Source organism: Lysinibacillus alkalisoli, assembly GCF_014643595.1.
In the GTDB taxonomy this organism is placed as follows: domain Bacteria; phylum Bacillota; class Bacilli; order Bacillales_A; family Planococcaceae; genus Metalysinibacillus; species Metalysinibacillus alkalisoli.
Genome location: NZ_BMJT01000004.1, coordinates 300,717 through 321,492, shown reverse-complemented (window position 1 = coordinate 321,492; position 20,776 = coordinate 300,717). Strand labels below are relative to the sequence as shown.

Here is a 20,776-nt window from a genome sequence, read left to right as displayed (position 1 = left end):
AACGTACAATAAAAAGAGGGGTTAGCCTAAAGCCATCCCCTTCTCACCTACATTGGTATCATTCACTTATGACTCATGTTGAAATGGGTAATCATCATTAATATAAATGCGCTCACAATGTTGTGCTTTTCCTGTTTTGTTGTCTACTTTAACAAAAAAACCACTCAATTGTTCTCGTCCTGACTTTGGTACTTCAAAACGTGTTGGCATGTTCGTTTTAAAGCGATGTAATACGCTTTCTTTTTTCATGCCTAAAATTTCATCATAAGGGCCTGTCATACCTACATCTGTAATATAAGCTGTACCATTAGGATAAATACGTGCATCCGCTGTTTGCACATGTGTATGTGTACCAACAATCGCTGAGGCACGACCATCTAAATGCCATCCCATAGCAATCTTTTCGCTAGTAGCCTCTGCATGAAAATCAACAAATACAAGTGGTGATACTTCCTTTGCTTCTGCAATAAGGTCATCTACCATCGCAAATGGGTCTTCATGTGGGGGTAAAAAAACGCGTCCGTGTAAATTAATGACGCTTAATGACACATCTTGTTTCGTAATCGTTACCATACCTTTACCTGGCGCTTCGACAGAAAAATTAGCTGGGCGAATTAAATAATCCGCATCATCAATAAAATCAAAGATGTCACGATTATCCCATGTGTGATTCCCCATCGTAATAACATCGACACCCATCTGTAATAGATCTTGATAAATACTTGCTGTGATACCGCGTCCTGCTGCTGCATTCTCACCATTTGCAATCACAACATCAACATTATATTTACGCTTTAAACGTGGTAAGTATTTTTCCAATGTATTGCGCCCAATTGAGCCCACAATATCACCTATAAATAAAATATTCATTCTGTTCCTTCTTTCACCTTGAATTCCTTAACAGGTCGTCCGTGTGAATTCCTGCGCTTCATTTTACATGAAAAGCAAGTATGACACAATGTAACGTCTGTCATATTCTTCACTTTAACACAAAAAAACAAGGGATATGTGTAAATCATCCCTTGTTTTATCATTCATTTTATCGTTATTTAGCGTATTCTACAGAGCGCGTTTCGCGGATTACCGTCACCTTAATATGACCTGGATAATCCAGTTCTTCTTCAATCTGCTTGCGAATATCACGAGCTAAGCGATGCGATGCCAAATCGTCAATCTTATCTGGCTGCACAATAATACGAATTTCTCGCCCTGCTTGAATAGCATATGATTTCTCCACGCCATCATACGACTCAGAGATTTCTTCTAATTTTTCTAAACGACCAATATAGTTCTCTAATGTTTCGCTTCGAGCACCTGGTCTAGCAGCTGACAATGCATCAGCAGCAGCTACAAGCACAGCAATGACAGAAGTAGCTTCTGTGTCACCATGATGCGATGCGATACTATTGATAACTACTGGGTGTTCTTTATATTTTGTCGCTAATTCTACACCGATTTCAACGTGGCTACCTTCCACCTCGTGGTCGATGGCTTTACCAATATCGTGTAATAAGCCTGCTCGACGTGCTAACACAGGGTCTTCTCCAAGTTCAGATGCTAAAAGCCCTGCTAATGTTGCTACTTCTACAGAGTGCTTTAAAACATTTTGACCATAACTTGTGCGATATTTTAAACGTCCTAAGATTTTAATTAAATCTGGATGTAAATTATGCACACCGATATCAAATGTTGTCTGCTCCCCGATTTCTCGGATATGTTCATCGATTTCGCGGCGAGATTTCTCCACCATCTCTTCAATGCGTGCAGGGTGAATACGACCATCCTGTACTAGTTTTTCTAGTGCTAGACGCGCTGTTTCACGACGGATTGGATCAAAGCCTGATAAAATTACTGCTTCTGGTGTATCATCAATAATTAAATCAATACCTGTTAACGTTTCTAACGTACGAATATTACGTCCTTCACGTCCGATAATGCGACCTTTCATTTCATCATTTGGCAAGTTAACAACAGACACTGTTGTCTCTGCCACGTGGTCAGCAGCAAAGCGTTGCAACGCCAGCGATAAAATTTCACGCGCTTTCTTTTCTGACTCTTCTTTAGCTCTTGTTTCCGCTTCTTTTGTCATCACTGCAATATCCGTTGAAAGTTCATTTTCAACTTGATTTAAAATAACATGTTTAGCTTCATCACGAGTTAGCGAAGATATGCGTTCCAATTCAGCTTGTTGTTTTGCAACTAGCTCTTCCACTTTGCTTTCCATCTGTTCAATATGCTGTTGTCGATCGGATAGAGCATTCTCTCGCTTCTCTAGTCCTACTTCTCTTGTATTTAGAGCATCATCTTTGCGATCAAGATTTTCTTCTTTTTGCAATAAACGGTTCTCTTGTTTTTGAAGATCTAAACGACGTTCACGAATGTCGTTTTCTGCCTCAATTCGAAATTGGTGAGTTTCGTCTTTGGCTTCAAGTATTGCCTCTTTTTTGAGCGCCTCCGCTTCTCGCTGTGCCGTTTTATGTGCATCATCAAGAATTGCTTGGGCTTGGTACTTTGCGCCATTGACTTTGTCATTATTCACTTTTTTCATGTATAAATACATAACAGCTGCACCAACAAGGATGCCAAGCAAAGCGGAGATGATAGCTTCCATCATACGAACACCTCCTCTTGCTAGTATGTTTTTAACATTTCATTGGCTTTCATAAAAAAGTAGACGTCAATATCCTCTTTTTATACGCCATTTCATTATTATAATTTAGAAAATTATACATATTTAATTGTAGTATTGTACGTATTCGATGTCAAGATTTGCTCCCATTATCTACTGTTTTATTTTTATAATGAGACCTAATAACTGGAATAAATGCGCTATGAGCTCATTTCACGCAAAGAAAAACGGAAATGGCGTGTTAACTACCATCTCCGTATCACCATTCTATTTTATTTTTCCTCTAACAGTGAAGCTTGTTCTTCTTCTGTTTTTGTTGCTACTTCAGTCGAGTTCTCTCCTGAAATACCATAGGCTTCACGAATTTTTCCAGAAATCTCATCCAATACAAATGGATTCTCTTTCAAGTATTGCTTCGCATTTTCACGACCTTGACCTAAACGCTCATCACCATAAGCATACCAAGAGCCACTCTTTTGAACGATGTCTAATTCCACACCTAAGTCGATCGTTTCGCCTTCTTTAGAAATACCTTCACCATACATAATGTCCACTTCGGCTACTTTAAATGGTGGTGCTACTTTATTTTTAACAATTTTAATTTTTGTGCGGTTACCTACCATATCTGTACCTTGCTTGATCGTTTCTGCACGACGCACTTCTAATCGCACCGAACTGTAGAATTTTAGTGCACGCCCACCCGGTGTTGTTTCAGGGTTACCAAACATGACACCAATCTTTTCACGAATTTGGTTAATAAAGATAGCAATTGTTTTTGATTTATTAATAGAACCTGATAACTTACGTAAAGCTTGTGACATTAGGCGAGCCTGTAGACCCACGTGTGAATCTCCCATCTCACCTTCAATTTCAGCTTTTGGTACCAATGCTGCAACTGAGTCAACGACTAAAATATCTACAGCGCCACTGCGCACTAATGCTTCTGCAATCTCTAATGCTTGCTCACCTGTATCTGGCTGAGACAATAATAACTCGTCAATATCAACACCTAACGCTTGTGCATAGACAGGGTCTAATGCATGCTCTGCATCAATAAAAGCTGCCTGCCCACCTGCTGCTTGCACTTCTGCAATGGCATGTAAAGCAACCGTTGTTTTACCTGAAGACTCTGGGCCATAAATCTCAATAATTCGACCTCGTGGGTAACCACCTACCCCTAATGCCGCATCTAATGCTAATGAACCGCTTGATGATGTCGCTACTTTTAAATCTGTTTTGTCACCAAGTTTCATAATGGAACCTTTACCAAAGTTTTTTTCAATTTGTTTTAACGCCTGTTCTAAGGCTGCTTTACGTTCGCTCACGATTTGTTCCTCCTCAGTCAATGAAATTATTCTTTAACTTTTTACTGTTTTTACTATACTTCTTTTTGAGATGAAAGGCAAGAAAAAAGCGAACATTTATTCGATTTTATCCAAAAAATAAAGATTTGAGCCTAGAAAACTGACTCAAATCTTACTTTTACACCTTATAATTGAATGTCATACCCACAGTGTCTCAATTGTTTTAAAATCGCATCATACGCATATTTTACGGTGCGTAAGCGATTCGTATTACGCATGCCACTTAACTGCAAGTGCTTAGTTACAGGTAATTGGTCACCAATAACAAAGGCAATCCAAATTGAACCCGCTGGCTCATCGCCATGTGCTGTCGGACCAGCTGCACCTGTTAACCCAACGCCAATTGTTGCTCCTGTTTTTGCTTGTGCTGCTTGTGCCATAGCCACTGCACACTCTGCACTTACAACGCCATATGTGTCAATAAGCGAGGATGGAATACCAAGTAAATGCGTTTTAGCATTTACTGTATATGTGACAAAACCACCAATTAATACATCTCCCGCGCCAGGGATTTCAGCAATTTCAGATTGAAATAACCCCGCTGTCAAACTTTCAGCAGCTGAGATCGTTAAATGATTGTGGCGCAACACATCGACTAATTTAGATGCTAGTGAGTCATCATCAATACCATATTGGTAATGCCCAACAATCGCTTGTACTTCTTGTACTTTATGTTGGATTAACTGTTCTGCTTCAGCATCTGATTGTGCCTTTGCTGTAATGCGTAATGTCACTTCGCCATCTGAGGCTAATGGCGCTAATGTAGGGTTGGTTTGTGTTTCTAATAATGTATCTAACTCCGTTTCTAACGCTGCTTCGCCAATGCCAAAAAATCGCATCACATGAGAGCGTATCACACCACCATCATGTATAAGCTCTGCTAATTTAGGCTTTGCCTCATATTGAAACATCGGTTCTAGTTCTTTTGGAGGGCCTGGCAATAAAATGTACGTTTTATTATGATATGTTAAAAACATACCTGGAGCCATGCCATGATGATTGGCCAATACTTCACACCCGTCTAGCACTAGAGCTTGCTTTCGATTATTAGCCGTCATTGGCATCTGTCGTTGCGTGAAAAACGCTTCGATTTGACCAAGCGCTTCATGGTCTGTGACTAATGACAACTGTAAATGGTTAGCAATTGTCTCTTTCGTCAAATCATCTTTTGTTGGACCTAGCCCACCAGAAAAAATAATACAATCTGCACGTGACTCAGCTAGCGTAATCGCTTGTTTTAAACGTTTCGCATTATCACCAATCACTGTATGATAGTAAACATTAATCCCTAATTCTGACAACTGACTTGAAATATATTTTGCGTTTGTATTTGCAATTTGTCCTAGCAATAATTCTGAACCTACTGCAATAATTTCTGCATTCATCACTCGCAACTCCTTTTATTTAGACGTTAATAAGGCATGGCGGTTTTTATAAAAATAATCTGCTCCTGACCAAATCGTGAAAATCAATGCAATATACAACATTACACTATCAAATGGGATGTCCCACTTAGCAAATACTGGATTGTGGAATAACCCTAATACAATGGCAAAGATTTGTGTGACTGTTTTAATTTTACCAAGCTGATTAGCAGCTACTACTTCACCTTCACCTGCTAACACTAAGCGTAGGCCTGTTACAGCAAACTCACGACTAATAATAATAATGATAATCCATGCTGGCGCAGTACCCATTTCTACGAGTAAAATAAAAGCGGCGGATACAAGTAATTTATCTGCTAATGGGTCTAAAAATTTACCAAACGTTGTTACCAAATTGTACTTTCTTGCATAGTAACCATCCACCCAGTCTGTTGCTGATGCAAAAATAAAAATAATACCACCAATCACATGATTAATTGGTAAGGTTACACCAAGTAGTGTCATATCTCCCATACCAAAATTAAACATCATCATAATAACAAAAACAGGGATGAGTAAAATACGCGATACCGTAATCTTATTTGGAATATTCATAACAAAGCACCTTTCTTTTTTGTACATAAAAAAGTCATCTTGTGAGATGACTCTATAGTTTCTACTATGTAATAATAACAGATAGGTAGTTGATACGCTATGTGCACCAACTACCTATTTTTATTATTGTGCTATTTTTAATACGATATTTTGTGGGTAACCTTGTCTCACATACTCCACAGCTTGCTCGTTTACAGTAATCTTTGTAGTTTGAATATTACCAACAACAATAGCTACAGATTGTGCTGTCACACCATCGAGTTTAATTTCCTCACCAGAAGTATAAACTTTACCTTCATTATCTAATAACGTTTGTCGTGTATTAGCATCACGTACTTCAATCCAAGCATCACCTGTAAATGTGAGGGCAAGGTCCATTTCTTCAGCACCTGTCACATTATATACTGTTGTGTTACCGCCAGATTGTGCTTCATCTGCGACGATTTGTTGTTCTTGATTTTTATCTTTGTCTTTCTTATCTTTTTCTTCTTTTGCTTTATCTTCTTGCTCTTTATCTTTTTGTTCCGTTGTTTCTTCTTTATCCTCTACAGTTGTATCATCTTCTGTTGATGTTTCTTCTTGTTCTTCCTCTTCTTGAACAGGTTTTTTAGGTTCTTCTTTTGGTGTTGTCTCCTTAAATTCTAAAGCATTTTGTTCGCCTTGTTCTTCTGGTGCATTAGCATTCAACTTTTGTACTAACATATAAATCATGACAATAACAATCACTAAAATAAATAAGCCTACAATAATTTTAGGCATAGATTGCATCGTTCTTTGCGTTGTTGTACTACTCATTTTATTTCTCTTTTGACGTTGTGGTGCAATCGTCGTAGTAGCTTCTACGCTTGGTGCATTCGGTACCTCATTTTTGTAAGTCTCTAACAATTCGTCAGGGTTAAGCCCTACTGCATCTGCATATTGACGAATAAAAGCGCGTACGTAAAACGCACCTGGAATACTTTCATAATCGCCATTTTCAATGCCTACTAAATAGCGTTTTTGAATCTTTGTAATTTCTTGTAAATCATTAAGTGTATACCCTTTTGCCTCTCTTGCTTCTTTCAATCGTGCTCCGATTTCTGTCAACACAAACACCTACTTTAATTAAAAGTTAAAGTCGCCAAACGCATTTACGCCAGCGAACATATCATTTTTCCGCAACATATCAAATGAAATTTCTTCATTTTCATGATGACGCAATTCAATTATATAATCGAAATCAGCTAATGTGTAATCCCCATTCTGCACAAACATATCAGGATGCTCGATTACCTTAGTAGCAGGCAAACCCATAATTTCACGCACAAGTTGTTTATGACGTTCATCTGTAGAACGTGCTGTTACAACGCCGTCCATAATAAAAATGTTATTCGCTCCATACTCATCTCCTACTAATTGTTGTCTCAAGGTTTGCTTTATCATCGTTGAAGATAAAAATACCCACTTTTTATTTGCACAAACACTTGCAGCCACAACTGATTCCGTTTTACCGACCCGTGGCATCCCTCTCACACCTATTAGGCAATGCCCTTCACGCTTAAATATTTCCGCTAAAAAATCCACTAAAATACCTAATTCATCACGCACAAAACGGAACGTATTACGCTCATCTACATCGCGCGGTATGTAGTGGCCATGACGAATAGCAAGACGGTCTCTTAGTTTAGGTTGACGGAATTTCGCAAATTTAATATGCTCCATCGTCGAGACAATCGACTTAAAGCGATTAATTGCCGTTTCGTCAGCACTTACTAACATACCCCTTCGCGTTTCATCTACACCATTTACGGAAATGATATTAATACGTAACATCCCTAATAATGAGGCAATGTCACCAAGAAGACCCGGACGATTCACTTGAATTTCGTATTCAAAATACCAATCGCTCATATGTCATTTCCTCCATTAATAATAATAAACGCTATTATCTCGTATATGTTCCATGATAGCGGATTTTCCAAGTAATGAAAAGTTACAAAGTGCTTTTCTTGCCTATATTTATGATATTATTTTATTTTTTATAAATTGTATCGAAACTTTTTGTAAAATTGTTACGTCTAAAAAAAGTATGTTCAATCATTTGTGATGAATTGTAGGAGGTTTTCATTGTGAAACGTTCAGAGAAAAATAAAAAACGCAAAATTTTACCTTGGGTCATTGTCATTATATTAATCCTTGTTGGTGGAGTGGCTGGCTTTGGGCTCATGGTTTATAAAGACTTAACGAATACAGCTAAAAACATTCATACCGATTTAAAGCGTGATAAATCCGATAAGCGTGAAGAAGCGATTAATGTGAAAGATCTCCATCCCTTCTCTGTGCTAGTGCTAGGTGTAGATGAGCGTAAAGACGATGCTGGTCGCTCTGATACTATGGTAGTATTAACCGTTAATCCTCAGCAAAAAAGTACAAAGTTATTGAGTATTCCTCGTGATACCTTAACGGAAATTGTGGGTAAAGATTTTAATGATAAAATTAACCATGCTTATGCATATGGTGGTATAAAAATGTCATTAAATACTGTGGAGCATTTTTTAGATATACCTATTGATTATGTCGTACAGGTCAATATGGAAAGTTTTAAAGATATTGTAGATGCTGTTGGTGGTATTGATTTGAAAAATGACTTTGCTTTTAGTTGGGGTGGTAAAGATTTCCCTGTTGGCACCGTTCATTTAAATGGCGAGCAAGCGCTTGCCTATGTGCGCATGCGTTACGAAGACCCACGCGGTGATTTTGGACGTCAAGACCGACAAAAAAACGTCATACAAGCCGTACTCAAAAAAGGGGCATCTGTGAACACTTTATTTAATTATGGCGATATTTTTAAAGCCATTGAAAAAAATGTGCGTACTAATTTAACCTTTGACGAGATGGTAGATATTCAAAGTAATTATCGTGATGCTACGAAGAAAATTGACCAATTATACAGTGGTGATGGTGATGGTCAGATGATTGATGGCGTTTGGTACTACATTTATGATGACAAAGAATTACTATCCATTAAAAATGATTTGCGTAAACATCTCGAGTTGCCTCCTGTCGAAACGTTAAATAACGAAGAATAAATAATAAGGTGAGACGATATTAGCCATCGTCTCACCTTTTAATTTGCGATAACAGCTGATACTTTTTAAGCCATATGCCAACCGCCATTGATTCGCAATACTTGTCCCGTAATATAGTCTGCCTCACCACTGAGTAACATGCGCGTCATTGCCGCAATATCTTGTGGTTGTGCAAACTCTTCTAAAGGAATTGTCGTCTTTAATTCGTCACGTTCAAGCGCTGTGAGATGACCATTCATAGCTGTGTCTACCAAACCAGGGGCAATCGCATTAACACGTGTAAAAGGTGCTGCCTCCTGTGCATAAGCACGAACAAAATTATGCTGTGCCCCTTTAACAGCGGAATACACGACTTCACCTGCTGCGCCGATATCTCCCCATATAGAACCAATGAATACAATATAACTTTTATGTTGGCGTAATTTTGAAGCCGTGAGTGCTGTTAAATGCATTGGATTTTGTACATGTACACGCCAAAGTGCTTCCATCTCTTTTGGTTGTGTCTCCTCTAACAAAGCATAATGTGCTTGACCACTCGCAAACACAATCGCTTGAACAGAAAATAATTGTTGTGCAAGTTGTTCAGCGCCGTCTTGTTGCCTAAAGTCAGCATGCACTATCATACATTCTAAATGAGGATATTGCTGGTCAAATTGGCTAACAAGTCGCTGTGCCTTACGCTGATTCGTGTTGTAGTGTATATAAAGAGACCAACCTGCTGATGCTAAAGCCTCGCAAATTGCCTCACCAATAGCACCTGTAGCCCCTACAACTAATGCAAATTTTTTCATGCGTTCTCTTCTAATGGTAAAATCACAAAGCTCGTTTGTTGTGATTCTCCTTGGATCGATTGAAAAGCATCAATTAAATCTTGCGCTGTTATTTTTTCAAGCGTCGGTACAACATCAAACAAATTCATGTCATTAAAAGCATAACGTGTAAATTGGTTAGCAATAGATTCAATATAATTTAATTGACGTAAAGTAGCACCAATTGTACGACGTTTTTCACGAGCTACTTCTTCCTCAGTAAATGCGATGTGCTTTTCTAACTGTTGAAGTTCATCTTTAACCGCTTGAATAAAAGCATCTGGTTCATTAGTATCTGTGCCAATTAGCGAGAAGCCATAACCTTTTTCTAACATAAAGCCCGCATCATATGTTTCATCCACTAAGCCTGCTTCATAGAGGCGCTCATAAAATGCTGATGTTCGTCCAAATAATAACTCCATTGCCATATCTAATGCCAACTCATGTTTTAACATAGCAACACCTTGTAAACTTGTTTCACGCGCTTTTAAGCCCACATATACTTTTGGCTTTTGTACATCCATATGCAGTGTGCGATGCTTAATCGCCACATCTGTTGGCTCATCATCAAAAAATCGCTCAATCTTTTGTGCTTGTGGGAAATCTTTTGCTGCTTGGTCAGCACGCACAAAATCCATCATCTCTTGTGGGTCCACTGCTCCAATAATAAATAACAACATATTAGAAGGATGATAGAAAGTATTATAACAAGTATATAAATGCTCGGCTGTAATCTCATCGATTGAAGCAATCGTACCTGCAATATCAATCTTTACGGGATAATTGTGATACATATTTTCAATGGCACCAAAATACAAACGCCAACTTGGTTGGTCATCATACATCGTAATCTCTTGCCCAATAATTCCTTTTTCCTTGTTCACTGTCTCCTCTGTGAAATAAGGTTGCTGGACAAAATCTAATAATGTCTTTGTATTATCATAAACGCGCCCTGTTGATGAGAATAAGTACGCCGTTCTTGTAAATGAGGTGAAGGCATTCGCTGATGCACCTTGTTCACTAAATTTTTGGAAAACATCTTCATCCTCTTTTTCAAACATTTTATGCTCCAAAAAGTGGGCAATACCATCTGGCACCGTAATAGGTTCTTCTTTTCCGATCGGTATAAATGTACGGTCAACTGAACCATATTTTGTTGTAAAAGTGGCGTATGTTTTAGAAAAGCCTTTTTTAGGCAAAATATAAACCGTTAAGCCATTTGCCAACTTTTCATAATATAACTTCTCGTCTAATTGTGTAAAATGTAATACTTCCATTACTACTCCCCCTTACCACTTAAGAAATATACGGCTTGTAATTTAATTTGCGCTGCTAATTCACTAATCTCTTGCGCAGTAACAGCCTCCCATTTCGCTGACCAATTCTCTACTGTAAAAGGTTCTTTTAACGATTTGTATTGATCATATACTTCGATTTGTCCACGTGCTACATCTAACGCTTCACGCAATTGATTTTTAAGTTGCGCTTTCGTTTGTTGTAATTCACGCGCTGTAATTTGTCCATCACAGATCGCTTGCAATTGTTGTTGGATTAGTTGATACGCCTTATCTTCGTTCTCTGGTTCGATACCTGACGTTACAAATAATAAACTATAATGAGAAAGATAAGAACTAGACGCATAATAAGCTAAACTCTCCTTCTCCCGAACATTCATAAATAATTTAGAATGCGCATAACCACCAAACACACCATTTAGCACTTGCATAACAGGGAAGCGATCATCGCCAAATGCTACAGGTGTGGAAAAGCCCATATGTAACTTTCCTTGTTTCATCACTTGTTGCTCTCGCACATAGTCAAAAGGTTGCGGAGCTACTTGCTCAATCGTTTGGGTATACGGCATGCGGTCTGTAAAAGCAAAATGAGATTGAATGCGAGCCGCCATCTCCCTAACATCAACATCACCTACAATATAAATATCAATCGTATCTTTTGATAACATCTTCTGATATGTCTCATATAATGACGTTGCTGTAATTGTTGCGACGTCTTGCACTGTGCCATTAGCTGAAATAGAAGCGGCACCTTGTGGTCGTAAAATCTGCATTAAACGATGTTGAGCATAGCGTGTTTTATCATCAAATACAGCTGCAATACGCTCTGTAACGATTTGTTTCTCGCGCGCTACAATATTGTCTAAAAAGACACCATCTTGAAGATTAGGCTGTAATAACGCCGTCTGCATCATCGTCATCATTTTATCTAATACTTGATCTTCTGCTAAATATTGCTCGTTCACCACTTCTGCATTCATATAAAAAGCATGCTGTGTGCCTTTCTTACCTGTATCAAAATAAAGTACAGCTCCGTATAAATCATCTAATGCGCTACGATAGGCTGCATTTGTTTTATATACCGCATTACTATGTTGCAATACATTGGACAACACTGTGCGTTGTGATGCGGATTGTTTTGTTAAAGCAGTACGAAATTTAAACGAAAATGAAATCGTTTTAAATTGAGTCGTTGGACGGATATATAAATTTACGCCCTCTGCTATTTTGATTTTCTCAAACATGAGAATCCCCCATTTCTATAAAAAGCGCTACTTTCTACTATACATGTGATTTGCATATAATTGCAAAAAAAGAGGAGCTAGCTCAATCTTTTCGCTAGCTCCTTATATCTTATCGTTTTCCTTTAATATAGGGTTGTCCATTTGCTTTTGGTGCTGTAGCTTTACCGATAAATCCTGCTAATGCTAAAATCGTTAACACATATGGTAAAACTTGTAGTACCGCAGATGGCACATCTTGAATATAAGGAATTGTTTTACCTACTTGTGCTAATGTTTGAGCAAGCCCAAAGAACAGTGCTGCACCCATCGCACCTACAGGATGCCATTTACCAAAGATCATAGCTGCTAACGCCATGAAACCTTGACCCGTAATTGTAGCATGTGAAAAATCATTTGTAATAGTTTGCGAGTAGAATGCGCCGCCTAACCCTGCTAATGCACCTGAAATGATAACCGCAATATAACGCATACGATTCACATTTACACCCATTGTATCAGCTGCCATAGGGTGCTCCCCTACTGCGCGTAAACGTAGACCAAATGGTGTTTTATACAACACATACCAAGCAATAACAACAATACCAAATGCTAAAAGAGATGGTCCATATACTTCATGGAATAACAATTTACCAATGAACGGAATTTTATCTAATCCTGGAATACTAAAACGTGTAATAGAATGCTCAATCATATCCGTTTGGCCACGCCCATCAAATAATAAGCGCACTAAGAATAAAGAGCCTGCTAAACCTAGTAAGTTAATCGCTACCCCAGATACTACTTGGTCTGCGCGGAATGTAATGGCTGCTACAGCATGTAAGATAGCAAAGATCCCACAAGTTATAGCTGCAATTAACATGGCGATCCAAGGTGTGTTAGCACCAAATGAATCTCCTAACTGTAAGTTAGCATACACACCTACAAACGCACCCACTACCATTAAACCTTCTAAACCAATATTGACAACACCTGAGCGTTCAGAGAATACCCCACCAATAGCTGTGAAAATTAACGGTGTTGCATATAAAATTGCCGAAGGGACGATGAAATATAACACTTCAATAAAGCTCATGTTATTTCGCCTCCTTTTTCTTAGCTAACTTTTGAAGCCCTAAACGAATGACATAGCCTGAAGCTACAAATAATACAATGACAGCAATAATAATGGATACGATTTCTTCTGGTACGCCTGCTGCGTTTGGCATATTGAGCGCGCCGTATTTTAAAGAGCCAAATAAAGAGGCACCAAATAATACACCAAGTGGCGTGTTAGCCCCTAATAAAGCAACAGCGATCCCATCGAAACCAACACCTGTAAATGCATTCATCATAGACATCTTACCAAATGTGCCTAATCCTTCCATCGCACCTGCTAGCCCTGCAAACATCCCTGAAATCGTCATAGCTAAAATAATATTTTTCTTCACACTCATACCAGCATACTCTGCCGCATGTTGGTTAAATCCTACCGCTTTTAACTCATAACCACGTGTTGTTTTTTCCAATAAGAACCACATCACAAATGCCATAAGTAAGGCAACAATTAAACCATAGTGGAATGTCGAGAAGTCCGTCAAATCCTTTAAAAAATCTGAACGTAAAGAAGCTGTCTCATGAATTGTTGGTGTTTTGTAACCACCATCTGATACATATTTGATTAAACCATTCACTGCATAAAGAGCAGTATAATTTAACATAATCGTGACAATTACCTCATGGACTTGTAACTTCGCTTTTAAAAAACCTGCGATAAATGCCCAAAAACCACCTGCTACTGCCGCTGCTAATAAAGCTAATGGCAAATGTATAATCGCTGGTAATTCAAACGTATAACCTACCCATACAGCAGCAAACCAGCCAACAATAAGTTGGCCTTCCACCCCAATATTAAACAAACCAGTACGGAAGGCAAACGCTACTGCTAACCCTGCTAAAATATAAGGCGTGATTTGACGTAATGTATTCCCAATCGAATACATATCACCAAAAATACCTTGCCATAATGCCTGATACCCAGCTATCGGGTCGTAGCCACTGGCATACATAATAATTGCACCTACAATTAAACCAAGAATAATAGAAATTATGGGCACAAGAATATTGACAACGCGATTCGACATTATGCTTGCGCTCCTTTCTTAGAATGACCCGCCATTAATAAACCTAACTCTTGTTCATTCGTTTGTTTAGGGTCTAATTCATCTACAATTTTGCCATCATAAATAACCGCTATACGATCTGATACATTCATCACTTCATCTAGCTCAAAGGAAATTAATAATACAGCCTTCCCTTTATCCCGTTGTTCGATTAAACGTGAGTGAATAAATTCAATCGCGCCTACATCAAGCCCACGCGTCGGTAACGCCGCAATTAGTAAATCAGGGTCACGGTCTATTTCGCGCCCAATGATTGCTTTTTGCTGATTCCCTCCTGATAATGCACGCGCTGGTGTATGTTCCCCATCACCTGTACGCACGTCAAATTCCTCAATGATTTGATTGGCTTTTTTCGATACGGCTTTATAATTCATGATGCCATTTTTTGAATTCGGTTGTTGATAATACGTTTGTAATACAATATTATGACCAATAGAAAAATCAAGTACTAAACCATGTTTATGACGATCTTGTGGGATATGACCCACACTTGACTCTGTAATCTTACGTGGCTTTAAATTCGTAATCTCTTTACCATTAATCGAAATGCTGCCTGCCTTTACTTTACGCAAACCTGTAATAGCTTCAATAAGCTCCGACTGCCCATTACCATCAATACCTGCTATACCAACAATCTCACCACTGCGCACTTGTAAATCAAGCCCTTTTACTTTGTCCACCTTACGATAATCTTCAACTACAATGTTTTGTACTTGTAAAATGACGTCGCCAGGTGTGGCTTCTGTTTTCACTGTGGTAAACTCTACTTGTCTACCTACCATTAACTCCGCTAATTGTGGAGGGCTTGTTTCGGCAGTAACAACTGTGCCAATTCCCTTACCTTTACGAATAACGGTTACGCGATCTGATACTTCCATAATCTCTTTTAACTTATGAGTAATCAAAATAATAGATTTACCTTCTGCGATTAAACGTTTCATAATTTGAATTAATTCTGTAATCTCTTGTGGCGTTAGTGAAGCGGTCGGCTCATCAAAAATTAAAATCTCAGCCCCGCGATAGAGCGTCTTTAAAATCTCGACACGCTGTTGCATCCCAACAGTAATATCTTCGATTTTGGCGTGCGGATCTACATCTAAACCATATTTCTTAGAGAGTGCAGCAATCTCCTCTGCCGCTTTCTTCTTTTTGATATAGCCCATTGTTGTTGGCTCAGCACCTAAAATAATATTTTCAGTTACTGTAAAGTTTTCCACTAGCATAAAGTGCTGATGCACCATGCCAATACCAAGATTGTTAGCGATATTAGGATTTGTAATATTTACCTTCTTCCCTTTAACGCGAATCTCTCCTTGCTCTGGTTGATATAATCCAAAGAGCACATTCATTAAAGTGGATTTCCCTGCACCATTCTCACCAAGTAATGCATGGATCTCACCTTTTTCAAGTTGGAGAGTGATATTATCATTTGCTACAAACCCGCCAAATTCTTTGCGTATGCCTAGCATTTCAATCACATATTCCAAGTTGTTCACTCCCTTAGGCTATTTTATATAAATGAAATGTCATATTAATTACAGTAAATTAATACATGTAAAACCTTAAAAGCCCAAAGCACCTTATGTAAGGTTTAATTTGCATTTACATAGGTGTTACATCTCATTTTTGAAAACCAATCCTGTTCTGAGGACATTTGTCCTTTTTTATAGGAAAGAAATGCTTTAAGCTTTTGCATGTATTAACTTAGAGATAAAAACATCATAGAAGCCACATCATCGTGACTTCTATGATGATTCGTTACATATTATTTTTTATCTTTGTCTGATACATTATCTGGTACTTCGATTTCACCATTAGCAATTTTTTCTGTGTACTCATCAATTACTTTTTGTACATCTTCTGGAATTGCACCGCGTGAGTCAGCTAGTTTAACGCCCTCTTCTTTCAAGCCATAAACAAGCTCCTCACCACCTGGGAAGTTACCTTCTTTTGCTTTTGTCGCAAGGTCAATTACAGCTTTATCGACACCTTTAAGCATTGAAGTTAATGTGATGTTTGTTTCATCATCTACTTTACCTTCATCGTATTGGTCAGCATCAACACCAATTACCCATATGTTAGCATCTGCATCTTTCTTTTTGCGCTCTTTTGCTTCTGAGAATACACCATTACCTGTACCACCAGCCGCATGGAAAATAATATCAACGCCTGAAGAATACATATTATTCGCTGCTAATTTACCTAAATCAGCTTTATCGAACGCACCCGTGTAGTTCACTTGAATTTCGATATCAGGATTAACCGCTTTGGCACCTGCTATGAAACCTGCATGGAAACGATTAATGACAGGAATATCCATACCACCAACGAAACCAATTTTATTTGTTTTTGTCATTTTAGCTGCTGCCACACCTGCAAGGAAAGAACCTTCTTGCTCTTTAAACAATACAGCTGCTACGTTAGGCGCATCTAATTCTGAGTCAATCATAACAAAATTGCGGTTTGGGTTTTGCTCAGCAACTTCACCAAGCGCATCCGCCATGATGTAACCTACGCCAAAGATTAAGTCAAAGTCACGACGTAATAAGTTGTTTAAGTTTGTATCAAAATCAGCTTCACTTTTAGACTGTAAATAATCAAAACCTTCGCCTTTAGATAAGCCATTATCTTTACCAAACGCTTGTACACCTTCCCAAGCCGATTGGTTAAATGATTTATCATCAATACCACCAACGTCTGTTACCATCGCAAGTGTAAACTGATCGCCGCCGTTTTCTGTCGTTTCTGCGCCTTTTGCTGGCTCATCCTTGTCTTTACCTTTTTCTTCTTTATCATTAGTACCACAAGCACCTAAAAGAGCACCAGCTGCTAAAACTGAAGTTAAAGCTAAACCGAATTTACGTTTGTTCATCATAATGAACCCCCCATTTTTTTATAATTAGCAGGATTTATACACGTTTGCGAACGACATGAAAACTAAATTTATCCGCTCTAAAATAATTTTTAGAGTATAACACTAGACGGTCGTCCTCATCATAGTGATATTGTTTCAAGACAAGTAACGCTGTTTCTGGTCCACAGCGCAAAATTGGTGACGCTTGTTCATGATAGCCTATTGGGTCAATATAAGTGACCGCATAAGCTACGTGGATAGCGCCTGATTGTTCTAATGCAGAGAATATGGATACTTCTTTATTCTCCACAAAATGTTTAGGCAAATAATGTGCAGGTAATTTATCAATACAATAAACTACAGGCTCGTCATCTGCTGTTCTTACACGTTCAATTGTAAGGATATCATCATCCTCTTTACATTGAAAGCGCTCTATTTCTTCCTCAGTTGGCACACTTTCTTCTGCACGCAGTAGCAGTGTACCAGGTGTCATGTTAGCTCCTGTAATCATGGATGAAATACTTGAAAGTTGCTCAATCCCTGATGTAAAGATCGGCTTGGGATTAACAAAAGTACCAACCCCATGACGCCTTACAATGACATTATCTTCTTCTAAAAGACGAAGTGCTTCTCGTAAAGTAGCACGACTAACACCTAATGACTTCGAAAGTTCAAATTCTGACGGTAGCTTCTCGTTTTCTTTATAAACGCCAGCTTCAATGTCAGCTTTAAGACGATCAATGACTTGAAGATACAAATGACGATGATCCGTTCTGATTGTCACGCAATCACCACCTTTAAAGTCAGACATCTGATGTACAACAATCCTACTAATCGTTCATAATATACCATTTTTACAACACGAAATAAATGTTTTTGAAAAAATAATACACGTTTCTAAAAAATAATTAGCTTGCTCCCCATGCATATTTAACGAAAAACTGAGCAATATCACGCTATTTCGATTAAAATAATTAAATTATGAACATTACTTTAGCTTATACCCTAAATATGATCGTTTCTTATACAAACCTCATAAAAATTTTTATCCTCACTAAAACTATTAAAAATGGTGTTATTCTGATATCCCTAGGACGCATCAAAAAAAGCGGATTGGGCACCCATGTCCCAATTCGCTTCCATGTCATCTTATTCGTCTAATTGTTGCATTAATACCTCTCTACCTCTACTGCCTCTAGGCGGGCCAATCACGCCACGTTCTTCTAATTGATCCATAATCCTTGCTGCTCTTGCATAACCAATGCTAAATTTGCGTTGAAGCATAGATGTTGAGGCATTTTGCGATTGCACAACTAATACAAGTGCTTCTGGATATAGCTCATCTGCATCTTCAAACGCCGCTTCTTCCTCTGTTGGTATCATTTTTTCCTCATATTGTGCTTTTTGCTGTGCTATAACATGATTCACTACTTGTTCAACCTCTTGGTCAGATAAAAAAGCACCTTGAATACGAGTTGGCTTTGAGGCACCTGATGGTAAAAACAACATATCACCACGTCCTAATAGACGCTCTGCACCTCCTGCATCCAAGATGGTACGAGAATCTACTGCGGATGATACCGCAAAAGCAATACGTGAAGGAATATTTGCCTTAATAATCCCTGTAATCACATCTACACTAGGGCGCTGTGTGGCAATAATTAAATGAATGCCTGCTGCACGTGCCATCTGAGCTAAACGCATGATAGCATCTTCTACTTCACGAGAGGCCACCATCATTAAGTCAGCCAATTCATCTACGATGACTACGATAAATGGCAATCGATTTAAGCCTGGTTCATCTTCTTTTGGCGTATAATTGGCTACATAATTATTATACCCTTCAATATTTCGAGTATTCGTGTGTGCAAATAAATCATAGCGACGTTCCATCTCATCTACTACTTTTTTTAAGGCTTGAGCGGCTTTTCTTGCATCTGTTACAACTGGCGCAAGTAAATGAGGGATGCCGTTATACACATTTAACTCTACCATTTTGGGGTCAATCATCATCATTTTTACTTCATGGGGCGCAGTACGCATTAATAGCGAAGTGATTATGCCATTAATACATACACTTTTACCACTCCCCGTAGAACCTGCCACAAGTAAATGAGGCATTTTATTTAACTCGGCCGTAATCGCTGCCCCTGTAATATCACGCCCTAATCCAACTAATAATTTCTTCTCAACATTCGCGTCAATCCCTTGCACAACCTCACGTAATGTTACCATCGCAACAGAGTGATTAGGGACTTCAATTCCAATGGCTGACTTGCCTGGGATGGGCGCTTCCATACGAATATCTTTAGCAGCTAACGCTAGGGCTAAATCATCTTGCAAACTCACAATCTTACTTACTTTAACGCCTATAGCTGGTAAAATTTCATATTTTGTAACAGCAGGGCCGAGATGCACCTCCGTTACCTTGGCATCCACCCCAAAACTTTTTAAGGTATCTTCCAATTTTTTAGCATTAGCTTGTAACTGCTCATAATCTTTACTTTGATCATGCTCAACAGGTGCTTGCAATAACGCCATTGGTGGCAACTGGTAATCAGCGTTTTCTTGTGTAACGGTTGGCAAAATCATTTCTTCTTGTACTTCTTGATCGGGTTCAATATTTTTCTTGAAGTCAGAAATGATTGGCGTTATTTTCTCTTCTTGTACAACCTCTTTCACACTGCGACGTTTAACCCGTTCGACAGGCTGCTGCACTTCCTTTGAGTTAGCCTTTTGCTCCTTAGGCGCTCGTTCACCACGTTGAAAGATAGCCAAACTTTTAATGCTTGGCATCTTCAAATCAAATTGCTTTAATTTTTCGGCAAGAATAGGCATGATTGTTTTACCAGTCAAGACGATCAAACCAATAAAAAAGGTAACCCAAGCTATTAATTTGGTACCTGTTGTATCAAATAATATATGCATGATAGCAAATAATAAAGCACCTATCATACCACCACCAAGTGCACCGCTACGCAAAACAATCCCTTGTTTGTCAATAAGCGCTCGCCACGTCTCTTTAATCACAGAATTTGATGATGCACTAGGCACATCAATAAATTGTGTATAAAATAAACTATGACTCCACATTAAAAAGCTGATGGTAATCAATGTGATACCTATAAAAACAGGTGTATTCCATTGTATTTTTTGCTGTTTTACCATTAAATAAAACGCCATAATAATCATGGCAATCGGAATGACAAGATAACTATTGCCAAATAAAAATAGACCTACTGTTTTCAGAAAACGACCTACTATACCAAATTCAAAAAAACCAATGATGGCAGCTGTAATTAATGTGATACCAATTACTTCATACATAATAACTTGCCATAAACTATCCCATTTTGTTTTTTGGGGTGGCTTTTT

The 20,776-nt window shown here is 38.4% G+C and carries 17 protein-coding genes; 1 reads left to right on the top strand and 16 read right to left on the bottom strand.

The genetic code is table 11. The features are described from left to right. Window positions 1-66: 66 nt before the first annotated feature. The 7 genes from IEW44_RS07955 to IEW44_RS07925 form a co-directional block, all read right to left on the bottom strand. Complete coding sequence (locus tag IEW44_RS07955) at window positions 67-870, bottom strand: TIGR00282 family metallophosphoesterase (RefSeq protein ID WP_188614514.1); 804 nt, start codon at window positions 868-870, stop codon at window positions 67-69. A 175-nt stretch (window positions 871-1,045) separates the two neighbouring features. Next, window positions 1,046-2,611, bottom strand: a complete 1,566-nt coding sequence (gene rny / locus IEW44_RS07950; protein ID WP_188614564.1) for a ribonuclease Y — start codon at window positions 2,609-2,611, stop codon at window positions 1,046-1,048. 290 nt (window positions 2,612-2,901) lie between these two features. After that, window positions 2,902-3,954 carry a recombinase RecA gene (gene recA / locus IEW44_RS07945; protein ID WP_188614513.1) on the bottom strand — a complete coding sequence of 351 codons (1,053 nt, stop codon included), beginning with the start codon at window positions 3,952-3,954 and terminating at the stop codon, window positions 2,902-2,904. Window positions 3,955-4,118: 164 nt separating this feature from the next. Further along, window positions 4,119-5,378, bottom strand: a complete 1,260-nt coding sequence (locus IEW44_RS07940; RefSeq protein ID WP_188614512.1) for a competence/damage-inducible protein A — start codon at window positions 5,376-5,378, stop codon at window positions 4,119-4,121. 15 nt (window positions 5,379-5,393) lie between these two features. Continuing rightward, window positions 5,394-5,972 (bottom strand): CDP-diacylglycerol--glycerol-3-phosphate 3-phosphatidyltransferase, encoded by a 579-nt coding sequence (gene pgsA, locus IEW44_RS07935; RefSeq protein WP_188614511.1) that lies wholly within the window; start codon window positions 5,970-5,972, stop codon window positions 5,394-5,396. Window positions 5,973-6,095: 123 nt separating this feature from the next. After that, window positions 6,096-7,058, bottom strand: coding sequence for a helix-turn-helix domain-containing protein (locus IEW44_RS07930; RefSeq protein WP_188614510.1), 963 nt, complete (start codon window positions 7,056-7,058; stop codon window positions 6,096-6,098). Between the two features lie 18 nt (window positions 7,059-7,076). Beyond that, window positions 7,077-7,862 carry a DUF3388 domain-containing protein gene (locus IEW44_RS07925; RefSeq protein ID WP_188614509.1) on the bottom strand — a complete coding sequence of 262 codons (786 nt, stop codon included), beginning with the start codon at window positions 7,860-7,862 and terminating at the stop codon, window positions 7,077-7,079. A gap of 218 nt (window positions 7,863-8,080) precedes the next feature. Between IEW44_RS07925 and IEW44_RS07920 the strand changes: the two genes are divergently transcribed. Then, window positions 8,081-9,040 carry an LCP family glycopolymer transferase gene (locus tag IEW44_RS07920; RefSeq protein WP_188614508.1) on the top strand — a complete coding sequence of 320 codons (960 nt, stop codon included), beginning with the start codon at window positions 8,081-8,083 and terminating at the stop codon, window positions 9,038-9,040. 65 nt (window positions 9,041-9,105) lie between these two features. On the opposite strand, the gene ymfI is transcribed toward IEW44_RS07920, so the two are convergent. From ymfI to IEW44_RS07875, 9 genes are all read right to left on the bottom strand, one after another. Further along, on the bottom strand, window positions 9,106-9,831 hold the full coding sequence (ymfI, locus tag IEW44_RS07915) for an elongation factor P 5-aminopentanone reductase (RefSeq protein ID WP_188614507.1): 726 nt from the start codon (window positions 9,829-9,831) through the stop codon (window positions 9,106-9,108). Continuing rightward, complete coding sequence (gene yfmH, locus IEW44_RS07910; protein WP_188614506.1) at window positions 9,828-11,126, bottom strand: EF-P 5-aminopentanol modification-associated protein YfmH; 1,299 nt, start codon at window positions 11,124-11,126, stop codon at window positions 9,828-9,830. The genes ymfI and yfmH overlap by 4 nt, the downstream gene beginning before the upstream one ends. Window positions 11,127-11,128: 2 nt before the next feature. After that, entirely contained in the window at window positions 11,129-12,388 is a 1,260-nt protein-coding gene (yfmF, locus tag IEW44_RS07905) for an EF-P 5-aminopentanol modification-associated protein YfmF (RefSeq protein ID WP_188614505.1), read from the bottom strand. Between the two features lie 109 nt (window positions 12,389-12,497). Then, window positions 12,498-13,460, bottom strand: coding sequence for an ABC transporter permease (locus IEW44_RS07900; RefSeq protein ID WP_188614504.1), 963 nt, complete (start codon window positions 13,458-13,460; stop codon window positions 12,498-12,500). 1 nt (window position 13,461) lies between these two features. Continuing rightward, on the bottom strand, window positions 13,462-14,508 hold the full coding sequence (locus IEW44_RS07895; RefSeq protein ID WP_188614503.1) for an ABC transporter permease: 1,047 nt from the start codon (window positions 14,506-14,508) through the stop codon (window positions 13,462-13,464). Beyond that, window positions 14,508-16,034 (bottom strand): ABC transporter ATP-binding protein, encoded by a 1,527-nt coding sequence (locus tag IEW44_RS07890; protein WP_188614502.1) that lies wholly within the window; start codon window positions 16,032-16,034, stop codon window positions 14,508-14,510. Before IEW44_RS07890 ends, IEW44_RS07895 begins: the two co-directional genes overlap by 1 nt. Before the next feature lie 278 nt (window positions 16,035-16,312). Next, window positions 16,313-17,419: a BMP family lipoprotein gene (locus IEW44_RS07885; RefSeq protein ID WP_188614563.1), complete on the bottom strand. Its 1,107-nt coding sequence runs from the start codon at window positions 17,417-17,419 to the stop codon at window positions 16,313-16,315. Between the two features lie 37 nt (window positions 17,420-17,456). Further along, on the bottom strand, window positions 17,457-18,185 hold the full coding sequence (locus IEW44_RS07880; protein WP_188614501.1) for a GntR family transcriptional regulator: 729 nt from the start codon (window positions 18,183-18,185) through the stop codon (window positions 17,457-17,459). Between the two features lie 365 nt (window positions 18,186-18,550). Beyond that, on the bottom strand, window positions 18,551-20,728 hold the full coding sequence (locus tag IEW44_RS07875) for an FtsK/SpoIIIE family DNA translocase (RefSeq protein WP_188614562.1): 2,178 nt from the start codon (window positions 20,726-20,728) through the stop codon (window positions 18,551-18,553). Between the last annotated feature and the right edge of the window lie 48 nt (window positions 20,729-20,776).

What these genes read in the sequence shown, in the direction of transcription:
- IEW44_RS07940 (WP_188614512.1), bottom strand. Translation starts at nt 5,378, where the DNA reads ATGAATGCAGAAATTATTGCAGTAGGTTCAGAATTATTGCTAGGACAA.
- rny (WP_188614564.1), bottom strand. Translation starts at nt 2,611, where the DNA reads ATGGAAGCTATCATCTCCGCTTTGCTTGGCATCCTTGTTGGTGCAGCT.
- ymfI (WP_188614507.1), bottom strand. Translation starts at nt 9,831, where the DNA reads ATGAAAAAATTTGCATTAGTTGTAGGGGCTACAGGTGCTATTGGTGAG.
- IEW44_RS07925 (WP_188614509.1), bottom strand. Translation starts at nt 7,862, where the DNA reads ATGAGCGATTGGTATTTTGAATACGAAATTCAAGTGAATCGTCCGGGT.
- pgsA (WP_188614511.1), bottom strand. Translation starts at nt 5,972, where the DNA reads ATGAATATTCCAAATAAGATTACGGTATCGCGTATTTTACTCATCCCT.
- yfmF (WP_188614505.1), bottom strand. Translation starts at nt 12,388, where the DNA reads ATGTTTGAGAAAATCAAAATAGCAGAGGGCGTAAATTTATATATCCGT.
- IEW44_RS07955 (WP_188614514.1), bottom strand. Translation starts at nt 870, where the DNA reads ATGAATATTTTATTTATAGGTGATATTGTGGGCTCAATTGGGCGCAAT.
- IEW44_RS07895 (WP_188614503.1), bottom strand. Translation starts at nt 14,508, where the DNA reads ATGTCGAATCGCGTTGTCAATATTCTTGTGCCCATAATTTCTATTATT.
- IEW44_RS07900 (WP_188614504.1), bottom strand. Translation starts at nt 13,460, where the DNA reads ATGAGCTTTATTGAAGTGTTATATTTCATCGTCCCTTCGGCAATTTTA.
- IEW44_RS07875 (WP_188614562.1), bottom strand. Translation starts at nt 20,728, where the DNA reads ATGTATGAAGTAATTGGTATCACATTAATTACAGCTGCCATCATTGGT.
- yfmH (WP_188614506.1), bottom strand. Translation starts at nt 11,126, where the DNA reads ATGGAAGTATTACATTTTACACAATTAGACGAGAAGTTATATTATGAA.
- IEW44_RS07885 (WP_188614563.1), bottom strand. Translation starts at nt 17,419, where the DNA reads ATGAACAAACGTAAATTCGGTTTAGCTTTAACTTCAGTTTTAGCAGCT.